Genomic DNA, 17,078 nt, shown 5'->3' with positions numbered 1-17,078 from the left:
CGCGGTCACCTTCCTGCTCACCGACATCGAGGGGTCGACGGCTGCCTGGGAGGCCGACGCCGACGCCATGGCGGTGGCGCTCGCGCGCCACGACGAGCTCGTGGAACAAGTCGTCACGTCGCGGGGAGGACGGCTGATCAAAACGCGCGGCGAGGGGGACGCGACGTTCTCGGTGTTCGACCGGCCTTCCGCGGCCGCCTCCGCCGCTGTGGAGCTGCAGGACGCGATCGCGCATGAGCCGTGGGCCTCGCGCGATCCCATCCGTGTGCGGATGGCATTGCACACCGGCGAGGTCGAGCTTCGCGACGGCGACTACTTCGGCCGGGCCGTCAACCGGGTCGCGCGGCTGCGGTCATTGGCCGAGGGTGGCCAGATCCTGTGCTCCGGCGCGACGGCCGAGCTCGTCATCGACACGTTGGCCGACGACGTGTTGCTCACCGATCTGGGGATGCGTCAGCTGAAAAACCTCGCGCGCCCGGAGCATGTCTTCGAACTGCGCCTGGAAACCGGTGTGGAACAACCGGAATCGCATACGGACGAAGCGGCGCCCCTCGAGCGTCCCGGCCTTCCGGCGGTACTCGTCGGTCCGGGGCCATTCGTCGGACGCGGCCGCGAACTCGAGGGGCTGCTGTCCGCATGGCAGAGCACGCTGGCCGGCGGCGTCCGCACGGTGCTGATCGCCGGCGAGCCCGGTGTCGGCAAGACGCGGCTGGCCGGCGAATGGTCGCAGCGGGCGTACGAGCTCGGAGCGGTCGTGTTGTACGGCCGGTGCGACGAGGACCTCGGCGCGCCCTATCAGCCGTTCGCGGAAGCGTTGCGTTCGCTGGTGCCCTGCATGGGACCCGACCGGCTGAGGGGGCTGCGCGGCGTCGAGGCGTTGCTGTCACTGGTGCCCGGGCTGGCCGATGTCGTGCCCGATCTCGTCCGCCCCGCCCACTCGGATCCCGACACGGAGCGCTACGCGCTTTTCGATGCCGTCGTCGCTCTGCTGGAAACCGCGTCGACGAGCGCGCCGGTCCTTCTGGTTCTCGACGACCTGCACTGGGCGGCCAAACCGACGCTGCTGCTCCTGCGGCATTTGCTGCGCTTCGGCGACCACGCCCGCGTCCAAATCGTCGGTACCTACCGCAGCACCGACCTCGACCGGGCCCATCCTCTGGCGGCGACGCTCGCCGACCTACACCGAGATGGCACTGCCAATCGGCTCAACCTCGGCGGCCTCGACGAGGACGACGTGACCACCTACGTCGCTGAGGCGGGCTACGACGATGAGGAACTCGCCCACGCGCTGGCCTCGGTTACCGGCGGCAACCCCTTCTTCCTCATCGAGGCCCTGCGTCACGTCGATGAGAGTGGCGGCGTGTGGGACCAGAGCACCCTGCCCCAGGGTGTACGGGAAGCAGTGAGCCGCAGGCTTTCTCGGCTGCCGGTCGAGACCAACAAAGCCCTTGCCGCCGCCGCGGTGATCGGCAGCCGCTTTGCTGTGGAGCTGGTCGAACAGGTGGTCGGCACCGACCTCGTCGACGCGTTCGACGAGGCGCGTCAAGCGGGCATCGTCATCGAAGAGCCCGGCGGGTTCTACCGGTTCAACCACGCCATCGTCCGGCAGTCTCTGCTTGCCGAGCTGGCGTCGGTGCGGCGCATGCGATTGCACCAGCGCATCGCCACCACCTTGGAGACGTCGCCGGGCGCCGAGGACGAGCTGCTGGCCGAACTGGCTCATCACTATTTCGAGTGTGCGTGGGCGGGGAACGCGGCCAAGGCGGTGTTCTACTGTCGGCGTGCCGCAGATCAGGCGATGGCACGACTCGCCTACGAGGGCGCCGCTGACCTTTACCACCGCGCCCTGCACGCGCTGGAGGAGATCGACGACGAGCTCCCCGACCGCGACGACCAGACCGTTGAGCTATTGGTCGCGCGTTGCGAGGCTCTGCTGGCCGCCGGTGACGTGGCCTCCGCGGCCGGTGCGGTCTCTCAATTGCAAGCCGCGACAGTGGATTCGGCCCGGCTAGCGGCGTGGGCGACATGTTTCGATGGTCAGCTGACCATGTTAATTCACCCCGAACGGCTCGACGAGGTCGAAACCGCGTTGGGCGCGGCCGCCGCCAAACTCGCCGAACTGGACGACCCCGCTGGAGAAGCCAAGGCGCACACCGTGCGCGCCGGGTGCCTCGCCCGTCTTGGCCGCATCGGTGACTGCGAAGTTGCCCTCGATGACGCCCTGACCGCGGCGCGGCGGGCCCGCGAACATCGCCGGGTGAACGCGGTCTTGGCGGGCGCACCCCTGGCGGCGCTGTGGGGCCCTAATCCGGTTCCGCGCGCGGGCGGCCGGTGCCTGGATGTGGTTCGGCTGCTTCGGATCACGACCGACTCCCCCGCCGTCGAGGCGACCTCCACGCGATGCCAGGCCGTGCTCGAGGCGTTCCGCGGCCGTACGGCCGCGGCCCGGCGGATGATCGATTCGGCCCGGCGCACGGTCACCGAGCTCGGCCTGCGCCACGCGCTGCTGGAAGTCGAGCAGTTTGCCGGCATCGTCGAACTCATCGGCAATGACCCAGCCGCGGCGGAGACTCATCTACGCAAGGCCTACAACGGTTTTCGTCGTATGGGGCTGGACGCCGACACCGCCGAGACCGCGGCACTGCTGGGCCGCGCATGCCTTGCCCTCGACCGCGAGTCTGAGGCCGCCGAATTGTGCACGGAAAGTGAGCGTTTGGCCGGGCACGCGCTGAAGGCGTCGATCGCGTGGCGCACGCTGCGGGCACACTTGCTGGCCCGCGGCGACGACTACGATGCGGCCCGCCAGGTCGCCGAGGCCGCGGTGACTTTGGCCGAGCGCACCGACGCCCTGGTCGATCACGGCGACGCGTGCCTGACGCTGGCAACGGTTTTGGGGCGTGGCGGCGACATGGCGGCGGCACGAACCGCCGCAGGGCAAGCGGTCGATTTGTACGAACGCAAAGGCGCTGCGGCGCTTGCGGACATGGCGCGGGCCGTTCTCGGCGAAAGTGCCGTTCCGCCCGCACCGGCTCCGCCCGAGGCGCCAGTTGTCGAACTCGACAATGCGTGCGTCCGAGTCGGCGAACGCGTGGTGGCCGCCATTAATCGTGAGGCTTGGGACGAATTCGAGCAGTTGTTCGCGCCAGACGGATTGATCGAGAGCCGCCGCAAGATAGTCGGCTTTGGACAAATAGACGTCCCACCGGGCGAATTTCCACGCGTGAACAGGCGGGTTTTAGAGACAGTCCCCATGCGGCTCAGCCAAAGGATTGTCGCCGTCCGAGGTGAGCGTCTAGCGCTCGCTCGACTGGTGATAGGCGCGGACGACGCGACCCCTGGGGCGCCGCAGGACGAATTCGTCCTGCTGTATGGCATCGATGAAGATGGCCAGATCTGCCTGCAGGTGTGGTTCGACGTCGACGACATGGACGCCGCGATGGCGGAACTTACTAATGCATACGCCCGACCTGAGGAGATACCTTCTCGAGCGCCGCTGGCGAATGCCGCGACGCGGGCATACGAGCGACTGCACGCGCATTTCGCGGCCCGCGACTGGGATGCGATAACCGAGCTTCTCGCAGACGACTACTACGGCGACGATCGTCGTTCTGTGGTAGGCGCGGGGATTCGACGCGGCCCGGGTGCCGCGCTAGAAGACTACCGGTCGGCCGCCGACATTGAGGTGACGGACGCAACGTCAGACACCGTCGCAACCCGTGGAGGACGCCTCGCCCTCGTTCGTGCCCGCTACTCGCGAAGCGGCCTGGAACCGGGCGCGTTCCGCGTCGATTTCCTACAAATAGTCGAAATCGACACCACAGAGCAGATTGTGGCAATGGCCGCATTCGACCTCAACGACTTCGACGCCGCTATCGCTGAGCTCGACCGCCGGTACCTTGCGGGCGAAGGCGCGCCGCACGCGCGAACTTGGTCAGTCATCACGCGGGCGTACGCCGCGGTTAACCGACGCGAACCACCGCCCACGACGCCTGACTGGGTCAACCTCGACCACCGGAAAGCGAGAGCATTTGCGCCGGGCGACCTTGCGGCGTACCTCAAAGTCACGTGGGACCTACTGACGCCGGGCGTCAACATCTACATCGAGGCTGTGCATCGACTGACCGCCTTGGGAGCGGTCGTCACGCGCGTGTACCAAGGGATCTCGCGCGAGGGCTTCGACGCCGAATGGCGGGAGGTCGGCGTTTCGACGGTGAAAGGCGACCTGATAGACCGCTCGGAGCTCTTCGACGAGACGGACATTGATGCCGCGATCGCAAGGTTTGAGGAGCTCGACCGGCGCGCGCGACGGCTGGAGAACGCTGCGACCCGCGTGGTCGAGCATTTCCTTAACCACTTGGCGGCTGGCGACTGGCCCGCTATTGCAGAGTTTTACGCCGAAGACGTTTCAACCTATGACCGACGTCGCGTTGTGGCCGCCGAGGTCATCCAAGGCCGTGACGCCAACGTCGCCAACTGGCGAGTGCTCGTCGACATCGCTCCGGACAACCTAACGTCGACCACGGTTGCGACCCGCGGCGAGCGCCTCACCCTCACTCGCGTGCACTCTGCGGCGTTCCAAACTGATGTGCTCAACCTCCTCGAAATCGACGCCGACGAGCGGATCAAGGCGGTCATGGTGTTCGACCTGGAAAACTTCGACGCCGCCATGGCTGAACTCGAAGCTCGCTACCTGGCCGGCGAAGCGGCGTCGTGTGCACGTACGTGGTCGGCCGTAGCGCGTAGTTACGCCGCGCTCAACCGGCATGAGCCGCCACTTACTTCGCCCGATTGTGTCAATGTCGACCATCGACGCGAGACGGCGTTCGGGCCCGGCGATGTATCCGCATACATCAACGCCGGGTGGGACTCTCGGCAGGACACCAATATCTATGTCGAGCAAGTGCATCGGCTGAGCGATGCCGGGACGGTCATCACCTATGCGGCACAGGAGTTTTCGCCAGAGGGCTTGAGGGCGGAGTGGCGCGGGCTCGCGGTTTTTGCGGTCGCGGATGACGAGATTCACCGGACTGAGGTCTTCGACGAGGCGGACATCGATGCCGCGATCACCAGGTTTGAGGAGCTCGGCCGGCTGACGCCGGAGCTGGAGAATGCGGCCTCGCGCGTATTCAAACATGTCTGGTCGCACTTCGCGGCTGGCGACTGGGATGCCATGGCTCAAACGGTGGCTGACGACTATGTCGGCATTGACCATCGGCGGGTCGTCAGTGCTGATACCCAGCACGGTCGGGACGATGTGATCCGAGACTTGCAGGCGGCCGCCGGAGTCGGGTTCACGATCTCGATGGTGAGCGCCATCGCGATCCGTGGAGAACGTCTCGTCCTCGCGCGGAGTCGCGCCACCGGCTCCGATCCCGGCGGGGTCCAAAATGATGCCCTTAATGTCTTCGAGGTTGACGCCGATGACCGAATCGCCAGGGTCGTCTCATACGACATGGAAGACTTCGACGCCGCCGTCGCCGAACTCGACGCCCGATACATGGCTGGCGAGGCGATGGCCCACGCGCGCGCGTGGTCTGTAATCAAGGGGGCCTACGCCGCGCTGAATCGGCGTGAGCATCCAGCGACGACAGCAGATTGGGTGAACATCGATCATCGGCGAGGGATATCGTTCGCCCCTGGCCATGTCTCTGCATCACTAAACAATTGGCTCGCCACGCCGTACCTGAGCAACTCCATAGAGGCGGTGCATCGACTGGACGACCTAGGGGCTGTGGTTACCAATGTGACGCACGAAACCTCGCGAGAAGGTTTTGAAGCCGAGTGGCGAGGGATCAGCGTCCTTACTATCGAAGGTGATTTGGTCAACCGCTTGGAAATCTTCGATGAGGCAGACCTGGGCGCCGCGATCGCGAGGTTCGATCAGCTGCATCCACGCCCGCGGCAACTGCAAAACAAAGCGAGCCAAATCGACGACCGATTCCTGGCGTACTTCGCGGCCCGCGACTGGGATTCGATGGCGGAGATGACGGCCGACGGGTTTACTAGTGACGATCGTCGTCGCGTGGTGGGCGCGGGAGTCCAACTGGGTCGAGAGGTCGATATCGACAATATGCGGGCGTGGGCTGACGTCGGCATCCAGAAGATAGTTTCAGACGTCATCGCCACGCGGGGCGAGCGCCTCTTCCTCGGTCGTACTCGGTTCTTTGGCCCCGAGCAAGGACCCGCCGCATTTCACAGCGAGGTGCTCGGTCTCATCGAGATCGATGCCGAAAACCGGGTCTTGGCACGCGTCGTGTTCGATGGCGACGACTTCGACGCCGCTGTCGCCGAACTCGATTCGCGTTACCTGGCCGGCGAGGCCTCCTCCAACTCCCGCACCTGGTCGCTCATGACAGAGGCTTTCGCGGCACTCAGCCGCCGGGAGATACCGGCGACGACACCTGATTGGGTAAACATCGACCACCGGCGACTCGCACCGATCGGTGCGGGCGACCTGGAGGCGTTTCTCCATGCGACGTGGGAACTTTCGCCGCGGGCCCGCATCTACATCGCGGCTGTGCACCGGCTGAGCGGTCGTGGCGCCGTGGTCACCCACGTGGCAATCGGGACCTCCCCGGCGGGTTTCGACGCCGAGTGGCAGGTAGTCGACGTTGTGTTGTTCGACGGCGACCGAATCAGCCGCACCGAGCTTTTCGACGAGGCAGACCTCGAGGAGGCCCTTGCCCGCTTCGACGCGATTCAGGCGGCGGCCCGGCGACCGGAGAATGCGGCAAGCCAAGTAGCCGAGCGCTTTACAGCGCTGTACGCCGCTCGTGACTGGGTCGCGATGGCCGAAATCCTGGCCGACGGCTTCGTCAGTAACGATCCGCGTCGGGTAGTGGGCGCCGGAGTCCGGGAGAGTCGAGACGCCCAGATCGCGGACATGCGAGCGATCGCCGACCTGGGGTTGACGAACATGACGTCGACCGTCATGGCAACGCGCGGTGAACGCCTCGTGCTTTTGCGCGCCCGCATGGACTTTTCAGGCACCGGTCAAGGTCCATTCCTCACAAACGTGCTCGCCATCGTCGAAATCAACACCGACCGACGAATGACCGCGCTCGTATCCTTCGATGCGGACGACTTCGATGCCGCCATCGCCGAACTCGATGCCCGTTACGTCGCAGGCGAAGCGGCCGCTCACGCAGACACGTGGGCAGCGGTCGCCGGCGTGCACGCGATGTTCAACCGGCATGAATATCCCCCAGAGGATTGGGTGACGGTCGACCACCGCCGGGGCACGCCGTTCACCGCCAGCGATATGACTTCGGCCGTCCACACGCTCTTTGATCTCACGCCTGACTTCAAGGTCCATATCGAAGCCGTGCACGAAATCAACAGTCGTGGAGCGGTGATCACCAACTATGCACACGGGTCCTCGCCGGACGGCGTGGGAGTCGAATGGCGCATGGTGATGCTTCACCTCGTCGATGATGGTCGACTCACCCGTTGCGAAGTCTTCGACGAGACAGACACGGAAGCCGCCATCGCGCGGTTGAAGGAACTCAGCCGGCCGGCACCGCGATTGGAGAACCGAGCGACCTTGGCGGTCGGGCAATTCCTGGCGTACTTCGCCGCTCGCGATTGGGAGGCGATGGCGGGCCTGGTCGATGAAGCTTTCTTGTCGGACGACCGTCGTCGAGGCATAAACGCCGGAATCCGCCGCGGTCGAGACGTTGAGATGGCGAATTGGCGCGCCACCGCCGAAGTTTGGAAGTCCGATGTCCGGGCGACCACCGTTGCGACTCGTGGAGAGTGCCTCGCAATCCTGCGTTTCACCTTTGCAAGCCAAGGTTCGCTACCCACGGCATCGCAGGCTGCCGCGCTGTCCGTCGTACAGGTCAACGACGACAGCCAATGTGCGGCTACTGTCGTATTTGACCCCGAAGACGTTGACGGAGCCTTCGAAGAGCTTGAAACCCGTTACCTGGCAGGAGAAGCAGCCGCGCAGGCGCACACATGGTCAGCCGTCGCACGAGCTTATGACAGCGCCAACCGGCACGAAATCCCCGGCATGACTGCGAATTCAGTGTTCGTCGACCATCGAGCGGTCTTAACGACCGAGCCTGAGAAGCTAGATGCGTATCTTCCGGCCGTTTGGGACCTCATGCCGGACATCAGTGTCTACATCGAGGCTGTGCATCAGCTCAGCGACACAGGAGCGGTCATTACCCATGTTGCCCGCGGAGCCTCGCAAGACGGATTTGAGGCCGAGTGGCGGACGATCAACGTCGGGACAGTCGAAGGCGACCTGATGAACCGCGTCGAGGTATACGACGAGGCAGACCTCGACGCCGCGCTCGCCCGGTTCGACGAGCTCAGTCGGCCGGCCCTGAAAAACGCGGCAAGCCAAGCGTACGAGCGTATTTGTGAGTACTTGAGCGGCCGTGACTGGGACGCCCTCGCCGAGCTAACCGCCGAAAACATCTCCGTCGACGACCGTCGGCGAGTAGTGAATGCCGGGGTTATCAGCGGCCGGAAAGCCAATATCGAAAGCACGAGGGCGCTCGCTGAGGTCGGGTTCACCTTGACGATGCCGAGCGTCATAGCGACTCGTGGCGCACGCCTCGCGCTGCTCCGTGTTCGCGTTTCGGGCAGCGACCCGGAAGCGATTGCAAACGACGCACTGAACATTGTCGAGCTCGATTTCGACAGGCGCGTCGCGGCGGACGTCATTTTCGATCTCGAAGACGTCGACGCCGCCTTCGCGGAGCTCGAAAGCCGTTACCTTGCCGGGGAAGCAGCCAATCACGCCGATACGTGGTCGGTGGTGATCGGCGCCAACGCCCGATTCAATCGCCACGAGCTTCCCGCGACGACGCCGGACCCGGTTTACATCGATCATCGACCGCTCGTATCGATCGACGATGTTGAGCTGGCCACATCAGTTGGTGCCATGTGGGACCTCACCTCGGAAGCCAACGCCTACATCGAAGCCGTGCATCAGCTCAGCGGCGTCGGAGCGGTCACCACCCAAGTGCTGAGATTGCGCTCGCAAGAAGGTTTCGACGCGGAATTGCGGTTGACCTACGTGATTGCGGTCGAGGGCGACCTGCTTAGCCGCATCGAAGTCTTCGACGAGGCAGACCTCGACAAAGCGCTCGCGAAGTTCGATGAGCTGCACCGCCCCACGCAGCGACTGGAGAATGCGGCGAGCCGGGCGGAACACCTTCTCTTTGCGCACTCGGCGGCCCGCGATTGGGCCGCTGCAGCCGAGATTTTGGCCGACAACAGCTTCGTCGAGGATCACCGGAGAGTGGTGAATGTCGGGTTCTGGGACGGTCGCGATGCCATGCTGAAAAACATGCAAGCTTTAGAAGAGGGCCTCGCGCGGGTAACTCTGACGGTCATTGCGACACGCGGCGAGCGCCTCGCCCTCATTCGTGTGCGTTCCTTTGACCACGGCTTACAACCGGGGGAATTTGTGGTCGAGATTCTGGGAGTCACCGAGGTCGACTCCGCCGGGCGGATTGCGGCACACGTATTCTTCGATGTCGACGACATCGACCGCGCTTTCGAAGAACTCGAAACGCGTTATCTAGCAATCGAAACAGCCGCCCATGGGCGTACGTGGTCGACACTGTTGCGAGATTTCGCCGCGTTCAACGAACACAAGCTTCCATTGACGACGCCAGACTGGGTGAACCTAGACCACCGGCGGGGTCGAGCGTTTTCGCCGGGTGACCTCGTTCCATACATCCATGCCACGTGGCAGGTGGCGCCGCAGGCGAAGATCTACGTCTATGCGGTGCATCGGCTGAGCGATCTCGGAGCTGTCGTCACCCAGTCGACGCATGGGACGTCACCGGACGGCTTCGATGCCGAGTGGCTCGAGATAAGTCTTTTTACTCTCGACGGCGACCGGATCAACCGCTGCGAGGTATTCGACGAGGCGGACCTCGACGCCGCGCTGGCGCGCTTCGACGAGCTCACCGGCAAAGACCAGCCGAAGTGACGGCGCCGCAACGTCAACCGCTCTACTTGCTGGCGGACAGCCAGCTGCTGTTCTGGAAGCGTCACGACCGGCTCCTTCTCGAAGAAGCGCTCGATGGATTGGCACGCGACGAGCCGCCGAGCGCCGCCTACGTCGGCGCCTCCAACGGCGATCGTCTGGAGTTCTACGAAATCTTCGAAGCCGCAATGGATGCCATGGGCCTCACCGACCGCCGGATGGTCCGTTCGTCCTTCGGACCTCACGACCGCGCCTTTCTGGAGCGCGCACAGTTGATCGTCCTCGCCGGCGGTGATGTGCGTCGTGGCTGGACTACGTTCGAGAAGACGCGCATGAAGGACGTGATTCTGAACCGGTACGCCAAAGGAGCTGTCCTCGTGGGTGTCTCGGCCGGTGCCGTCCAGCTCGGACGCTACGAACTAGCCGACGCACCGGAAACTTCCGCGACCGAGCTGCTCACCCTGTTCAATCTGGTGCCGATGATCATCGACGCGCACGACGAGCGGGCCAAATGGACGCGACTCTCGCGAACAATTCAGCTGCTCGACGGATCGGTGACCGGCCTCGGAATCCCCACCGGCGGCGGCGCTGTCGTGCACCCGGGCGGCACCATCGAGCCCCTGCGGCATGCCGCCCACACACTCACCTTCGACGGCGTGGACGTCACGCACTCGCTGGTGCCCGCCGACGTCCGGCCAGGATACGAAAGCCCTTGACGGGCGGGCAGAGCGCCTGCAATCGTTCGGCGAGACCATGACGCACGCCTTCGACCCGACCGGACCCGACGGCCACCCGCGGATCGTCGCCGATCTGCTGCGACCCGATGCCTACGACCCGCCGGCCGACGATGTGCGTCTCCACGAAACGCACAGCTCGTGGGTCCTGCTCGCCGGCAGTTACGCCTACAAGCTCAAGAAGCCGGTGAACCTCGGCTTCCTGGACTTCACCACCGTCGAGCGCCGCCGCGCCGACTGCGCAGAGGAGCTGCGCCTCAATCGGCGGTTCAGCCCGCAAATGTATCTGGGAGTCGTCGAGGTCGCCGAGCGAAAAGGCCACTACCGCATCGGCGGTGAACCGGGGTCGGGCGAGCCGGCCGTGTGGATGCGGCGCCTACCGGAGGAGGGCATGCTGCCCGCCAAGCTCGCGCGCGGTGACGTTGACATCCGTCTCGCGCGTCGAATTGGTCGCACCCTGGCCAAGCTTCACGACAGGGCCGAGACCGGCCCGGACATCGATGAGTACGGCAGCGCGCCCAGCGTGATAGCGAATTGGCGGGAAAACTTCGACCAGATGGCACCTTTCATCGGCCGAACCATCTCGCGCGACGTCAACGAGGACATCCGCACGTACGTGGACCAGTTCGTGCGCAGCAACGCGCCGTTGCTTCGACAACGGGTCACGGAAGGTCACGTCCGGGATGGGCATGGTGACCTGCACGCCGCCAGCATCTGCATCGACAACGGCCAGATCCTGCTGTTCGACAGCTTGCAGTTCGCGCCGCGCTATCGGTGCGCCGACCTGGCCTCGGAGGTGGCGTTTCTGGCCATGGATTTCGAGTATCACGGACGCGCGGACCTGGCCTGGGCCTTCGTCGACTCCTATGTCCGGGCCAGCGGCGACGATGGCTTGCCCAGCCTGCTCGACTTCTACACGTGCTATCGCGCCTACGTTCGCGGCAAGGTCCGCAGCCTACGGCTGGCCCAAACCGAACAGACTCCCGATGGTGAAGGGCATCAACTCATCGCGGAGTCGCGGGCCTACTTCGACCTGGCCTGGGCGCATGCGGGTGGCCTGCCACGACCACCGATGGTGGTCACCATGGGCCTTCCGGCAAGCGGCAAAACGACATTGGCGCGCTCTCTCGCCGGCCGATTCGGGCTGGTGCACCTCTCGTCGGACGTGGCGCGCAAGAGGATGGCGGGAATCGAACCCACCCAGCGTGGCACCGATGCGTTCGGCTCCGGTCTCTACGACCCCGCAACGACGCGGACTACATACGCTGCGCTGCGCCGCGACGCGGGCCGCTGGTTACGCCGCGGCCGCGGCGTGGTCGTCGACGCCACGTTCGGCAATCCGGCCGAGCGGGCCCGGATGCAAAAGCTTGCACATCGACTCGGCGCCGATCTTCACGTGGTCCTGTGCGACGCGGACGACGCCACGCTGATGGCGCGTCTCGAGCGTCGCGCCACCGAGCGAGGCGTCGTCTCGGATGCGCGCATCGAGTTGTGGCCTGAGCTGCGAGCCGCTTTCACGCCTCCCGACGAGCAACGCTCCGTGCTGCGGGTCGACGCGACGCGAAATATCGAGGACACCGTCGAACAGGCGGTGGCGCTGCTGCGTGCAAGCTATCGATAGCTACGCGGCTCTCTTTCGGCGATCACCGGGTCGACGCGTTGCCGCGTCGTCGCGGCGTGCGGTGCGCGGCGAGCACATCGGCATTGGCCAGCGTTTGCGCCTGCGCGGCCAGCGTCGATGCCCGGTTGGCGTACGCAATCGCTTCGTCCTGGTTGCCCGCTTCCTTGTCGCGCGCCGCTGCCAGGTGCCGTTTCGCGTCGTCGAGCCTGGCCTGGGCCTCGGATCCGATGGTGGCGCGATGCCTGGCGGCATAGTCAGAGATCTGGCGCACCCTGGCGTCGGCGGTCGACAACGCCTGCTGCAACGGAGGATCGCCGCCGTCCACGGCCACCTGTCCACCGGTAGTGCTCGCGCGCCGGCGGCGGCGTGCGCGAAACAGCAGAAGCAACAGCAGCAGGACGACCACGACGGCGATGACGCCGATCGCGATCGGCAGCCAGCTCGACTTTGACGAGCCAGCCGCCTTGGGCGAGCTGGCCGATTTGTCCAGCCCGTCGGCCGCCGCGACCGCCACACCACCCCAGTTCTTGGCGCCGAGCACGGGTTCAATCTGGTTGCTGCGCAAGCTGTTCAACTCTGCCGGTGTCAGGCCCGGCACCTGTGGGGGCACGCTGAACGCGTACAGCTTGGTGTTGGTGGCGACGGCCAGCAACGCGTCGTGGTCGCCGATCCCGCTGGCGCTGCGTGTCTTATCGGCCCAGTTGTCGGGTTTGAACCTGTTGAAGTTGTCGACGTAGACGACCCACAGTTGAATGTGCCGATCGCGGTAGAGCCGGTCGAGCGCTTCGCTGACCGCTGCCCGGTCGGAAGCCGTCAGCACGCCGGTGCTGTCGGTGATGTGGTCGGTGAGCTTGAATGGGGGCTGCGCCCCGGCCGGGGTTGCCCAGAGCAGCCCCGCTACGAGGATCGTCAGGACCGCGCCGAACAGACGAACAACCCGCATAGGGGTCAATCTAGCCGTCCAGGCGGGGGTTCGGGCAGGGGTCAAAGTCGCGCGCCGCGGGCCTCGGTTCCTGTTCGTCATGGCGGTGACCAGCGGAATCCACCTAGGTTGCAGGCCCGCCGCGGCCTTCGATGCGTACTGGACACTCCTTGGTTAAGCGCGTAACCTCTGTCGGGCGACGACAGCATTCCCTGCGAGTGAAGGGCTATGAGGAACATTGAGTAACACCATTGCGGTCTTCAACCCGTCCACCGAGGAGCAGATCGCGGAGGTCCCCGATTCCGACCAGGCGGCCGTCGACGCGGCCGTGGCCCGGGCACGCGAGACCTTCGAGTCGGGGGTGTGGCGCAAGGCGCCCGCATCGCACCGCGCCAACGTGCTCTTCCGCGCGGCGCGCATCATCGAGGAACGCAAAGACGAGCTGGCCGCGCTCGAGTCGCAGGACAACGGGATGAACCTGACGGCCGCGGGCCACATCATCCCGGTCTCGGTAGACATGCTGAAGTACTACGCCGGCTGGGTCGGCAAGATCCACGGCGAGTCGGCCAATCTCGTCTCTGACGGCCTGCTCGGCACCTGGGAGACCTACCACACCTTCACCCAGCTCGAGCCCGTCGGCGTCGTCGGCCTCATCATCCCTTGGAACGGACCGTTTTTCGTCGCGATGCTCAAGGTCGCGCCGGCGCTGGCGGCGGGATGCAGCGCGGTCCTCAAGCCCGCCGAGGAGACGCCGCTGACCGCGCTGAAACTGGAGGAGATCTTCCGCGAGGCGGGTCTGCCCGACGGCGTTCTCAACGTCATCACCGGTTACGGCGAGACCACCGGCGCCGCGCTCACCGCGCACCCGGACGTCGACAAGATCTCGTTCACCGGGTCGACGGAGGTCGGTCGGCTGATCGTGAAGGCGGCGGCGGGGAACCTCAAGCGGCTCACCCTCGAGCTCGGTGGCAAGTCGCCGCTGATCATGTTCGACGACGCCAACCTCGACAAGGCCATCATGGGCGCTGGCATGGGCCTGCTCGCCGGCTCCGGGCAGAACTGCTCGTGCACCTCGCGCATTTACGTCCAGCGCGGCATCTACGACAAGGTGGTCGAGGGCCTCGCGGGATTCGCCCAGATGCTGCCGATGGGCGGCAGCGATGATCCGGACTCCGTGCTGGGCCCGTTGATCAGCGACAAACAACGCAAGCGGGTCGAAGGCATCGTCAACGACGGCGTGGCCGGTGGCGCGCAGGTGATTACCGGCGGCAAGCCGATGGACCGCAAGGGCTACTTCTACGAGGCGACGATCATCACCAACACCACACCCGACATGCGCCTGATCAAGGAAGAGATCTTTGGGCCGGTGGGCTGTGTGATCCCGTTCGACGACGAGGACGAGGTGATCGCCGCCGCGAACGACACGCACTACGGGTTGGCCGGTTCGATTTGGACCGAGAACCTCTCCCGCGCCCACCGCGTCGTGAATGAGCTTCGCGCGGGCCAGATCTGGGTGAATTCCTCCCTCGCGGCGGACCCGTCGATGCCGATCAGCGGCCACAAGCAGTCGGGCTGGGGCGGCGAGCGTGGCCGCAAGGGTATCGAGGCCTACTTCAACACCAAGGCCGTCTACATCGGCCTGTGACGGGCCTTCATCGAGTCGCGAGCGTAAGCACACGACGGAAACTGGCTTGGTTTTTCGCAGTGCGCTTACGCTCGCGGCGTCTTGCGCGCTAAGCCCGATCCCTCCGTACTCACCGGTCTGGTCGCCACCTGAGCGGCACGTGCACCGGGAACCAACCGTCGAAAATCACTGCTGGCCGAGCGCTGTAGGCTTTGGGATGCCACGCTCTGGGGACATCGCCACCGTTCCAGTCGAACCAGAAAAACGGGACCTCGGCAAGCCACACCTCAAAGAACGCGCTCAGCAGATCCCGGGCCAGATGCGACGCAGGACAACGGTGCGGGCCTCCCCCAAAACTCCAATGACGTTGCGGACCATTCAGTTTGATGCTGTGACCGGACATGTCGTCGGTCTCGTCACGGTGAACCAGCCCGACACACAACTCGACGGGGGACGCGGCTGGGATCGTCGTGTCGCCGATTGTAATGCTGCGACTGGTGATTCGTGAGACGGTCTTCGCCCCACCATCCAACCGCAGCAGCTCCTCGATGAACCTGCCTTGCCGATCTGGGTTTTCGCGTAGCTCCCGCTGAAGTATCGGCTGCCGCGCCAGCACCGCCAATCCGGCCTTGATGGGTAGTGACGCAAAAATCACCCCGCGGCCCACCGATCCCATCACTCCCAGTACTTCTAGGTCGGTGAGCGGTTCGGTGGCGAGAAGGCTGATCACATCGGGGCCGCCCTGTGGTGCTCGGCGGATCGCCCCCACCAGTTCCACGTTGACCGCGTCGGGAGCGAGGTCTGTAGGCAGCCCGCAGATCGTGACGAATGCTGCGCGCCAGACAACGTCAGCGACACCCGCACCATCGCAGCTGTCCCGTCTCGCCGCTACGGCGCCGACGATTCTTTCGATGATCCCCCGCACGGGCCTCAGCATGTCCCGCGAATTCCCCGGCGTGAACAACAGCTCGACCATTATTTTCCGGTAAGGCCCGAAGGGCGGGTTGCCGGGCATCAGTTCGCCCTGGCGGCTGGCGAAAGTCTCGCCATCGCGTATGGCGGCGAGGACGTCGTCGCGCCGCCATAGCACGTATGTGCCGTCTGGCTCCCTCAGCACTCTTTGACCGGCCCGCTGTGCGGCGGCCAGCCAGTCCCGAAAACCCGCGGCTGCATCCTCGTCGGACCGCATGACTTCCAGCGCGGCCAGATCGGCGTCGCCACCAGACTCGATCATTGCGCACCAACGACTTTCACGCCACCACCTAAAACTCCGACACCGCAAGTTTATCCGCAGGAAGCCCGTCGTAGCTCAACGACCGCCGAACACTTGGAGCAAAACGCCTGACAGACCGCTGCGGCAGGCGCGAGCGCGGACGGCCGCGCAGGCAGGGCGGGCGCTAGCGCGAGCGTAAGCACACGACGGAAACTGGCTTGGTTTTTCGCAGTGGACTTACGCTCGCGGGCGTCCTTGGCCCGCGGCAGGCTCAACGAAATGATCGCGCCGAGGCAAACTCTGGGCAACAGCCGCGTGCGGTGGCATCGTTGCGACCTGTGCGGGTGTGGCTGAGTGGTTAGGCAGCGGCCTGCAAAGCCGTACACACGGGTTCAAATCCCGTCACTCGCTCCAAATCAGAGAGACCGTTTCGCGACGGCGTCGAGATAGAACCATCGGCCGGCGCGGCGCTCGAAGCGGCTGCGCTCATGCAGACTGCCGGCGCGGCCGGCGGATTCGTAGCGGGCGGTGAATTCCACCTCCCCGGCATTGTCGTCGGCCCCGCCCGCGACGGTGTCGCTGACCTCTAGGCCGGTCCAGGTGATGCTGGGGTCGACGGTCACCTCGGGTGGCCGGGTACGCGGATGCCAGGTGCGAAATAGGTAGTCGGCGTGGCCGCGCGCAAATGCCGAATACCTCGAGCGCATCAACGCCTCGGCCGTTCGGGCCTGCAACTCACCGTCATGCAAGGGCCCGCAACACGCGGGATAGGTTTCGCCGCTGCCGCAGGGACACGGTTCGTTCATGCCACGACACTGACACACCCTTACGGCGACTCCCCCGGCGGCGCGGCGCCGGCCGCATCCTGCAGCACCTGCTGCAACTTGTCGAGGGGATCGCCGTTAGCCGGGTCGAGCCGTCGTGGCGGGATCTCCCGGCCGTCGGGTGCGACGGCGACGAGCGGCGGCGGTGGCGGGGGCGCCGCCGGTGGTGGCGGTGGTGACGGTGCCGG

The 17,078-nt window shown here is 65.3% G+C and carries 7 protein-coding genes, 1 tRNA gene and 1 pseudogene; 5 read left to right on the top strand and 4 right to left on the bottom strand.

Annotation, left to right across the window (positions count from 1 at the left end; genetic code table 11):
• The 3 genes from A9W96_RS11270 to A9W96_RS11260 all read left to right on the top strand — a co-directional run.
• Nucleotides 1–9,955 (top strand): nuclear transport factor 2 family protein (locus tag A9W96_RS11270; RefSeq protein ID WP_067139780.1); only part of this gene is annotated, 9,955 nt, incomplete at its 5' end.
• Complete coding sequence (locus A9W96_RS11265) at nucleotides 9,952–10,668, top strand: Type 1 glutamine amidotransferase-like domain-containing protein (protein WP_067139777.1); 717 nt, start codon at nucleotides 9,952–9,954, stop codon at nucleotides 10,666–10,668. The genes A9W96_RS11270 and A9W96_RS11265, both read left to right, overlap by 4 nt.
• Before the next feature lie 37 nt (nucleotides 10,669–10,705).
• Nucleotides 10,706–12,307 (top strand): bifunctional aminoglycoside phosphotransferase/ATP-binding protein, encoded by a 1,602-nt coding sequence (locus tag A9W96_RS11260; protein ID WP_067139774.1) that lies wholly within the window; start codon nucleotides 10,706–10,708, stop codon nucleotides 12,305–12,307.
• Nucleotides 12,308–12,329: 22 nt separating this feature from the next.
• Here the strand turns inward: A9W96_RS11260 and A9W96_RS11255 are convergent, their stop codons facing one another.
• Nucleotides 12,330–13,250, bottom strand: a complete 921-nt coding sequence (locus tag A9W96_RS11255; RefSeq protein ID WP_067024984.1) for a YgcG family protein — start codon at nucleotides 13,248–13,250, stop codon at nucleotides 12,330–12,332.
• Between the two features lie 217 nt (nucleotides 13,251–13,467).
• Here A9W96_RS11255 and A9W96_RS11250 point away from each other — a divergent pair, with 217 nt between their 5' ends.
• The gene (locus A9W96_RS11250) at nucleotides 13,468–14,874 is read left to right on the top strand and encodes an aldehyde dehydrogenase family protein (protein ID WP_066869510.1); all 1,407 of its coding nucleotides are present in this window, start codon (nucleotides 13,468–13,470) and stop codon (nucleotides 14,872–14,874) included.
• 109 nt (nucleotides 14,875–14,983) lie between these two features.
• Here A9W96_RS11250 and A9W96_RS11245 read toward each other — a convergent pair whose 3' ends face one another.
• Entirely contained in the window at nucleotides 14,984–16,087 is a 1,104-nt protein-coding gene (locus A9W96_RS11245; protein ID WP_067139771.1) for a cytochrome P450, read from the bottom strand.
• A 319-nt stretch (nucleotides 16,088–16,406) separates the two neighbouring features.
• Here A9W96_RS11245 and A9W96_RS11240 point away from each other — a divergent pair.
• Nucleotides 16,407–16,480, top strand: a tRNA-Cys gene (locus tag A9W96_RS11240).
• Between the two features lie 2 nt (nucleotides 16,481–16,482).
• On the opposite strand, the gene A9W96_RS11235 is transcribed toward A9W96_RS11240, so the two are convergent.
• Nucleotides 16,483–16,872, bottom strand: coding sequence for a YchJ family protein (locus A9W96_RS11235; RefSeq protein ID WP_066876185.1), 390 nt, complete (start codon nucleotides 16,870–16,872; stop codon nucleotides 16,483–16,485).
• Nucleotides 16,873–16,892: 20 nt separating this feature from the next.
• A pseudogene (locus tag A9W96_RS32155) lies at nucleotides 16,893–17,078 on the bottom strand (MinD/ParA family protein); the annotation flags it as partial.

Source organism: Mycobacterium sp. 1245852.3, assembly GCF_001669335.1.
GTDB classification, from domain to species: Bacteria; Actinomycetota; Actinomycetes; order Mycobacteriales; family Mycobacteriaceae; genus Mycobacterium; species Mycobacterium europaeum_A.
The sequence above is the reverse complement of the archived record's forward strand: the minus strand, read 5'-3'. Positions and strand labels throughout refer to the sequence as shown.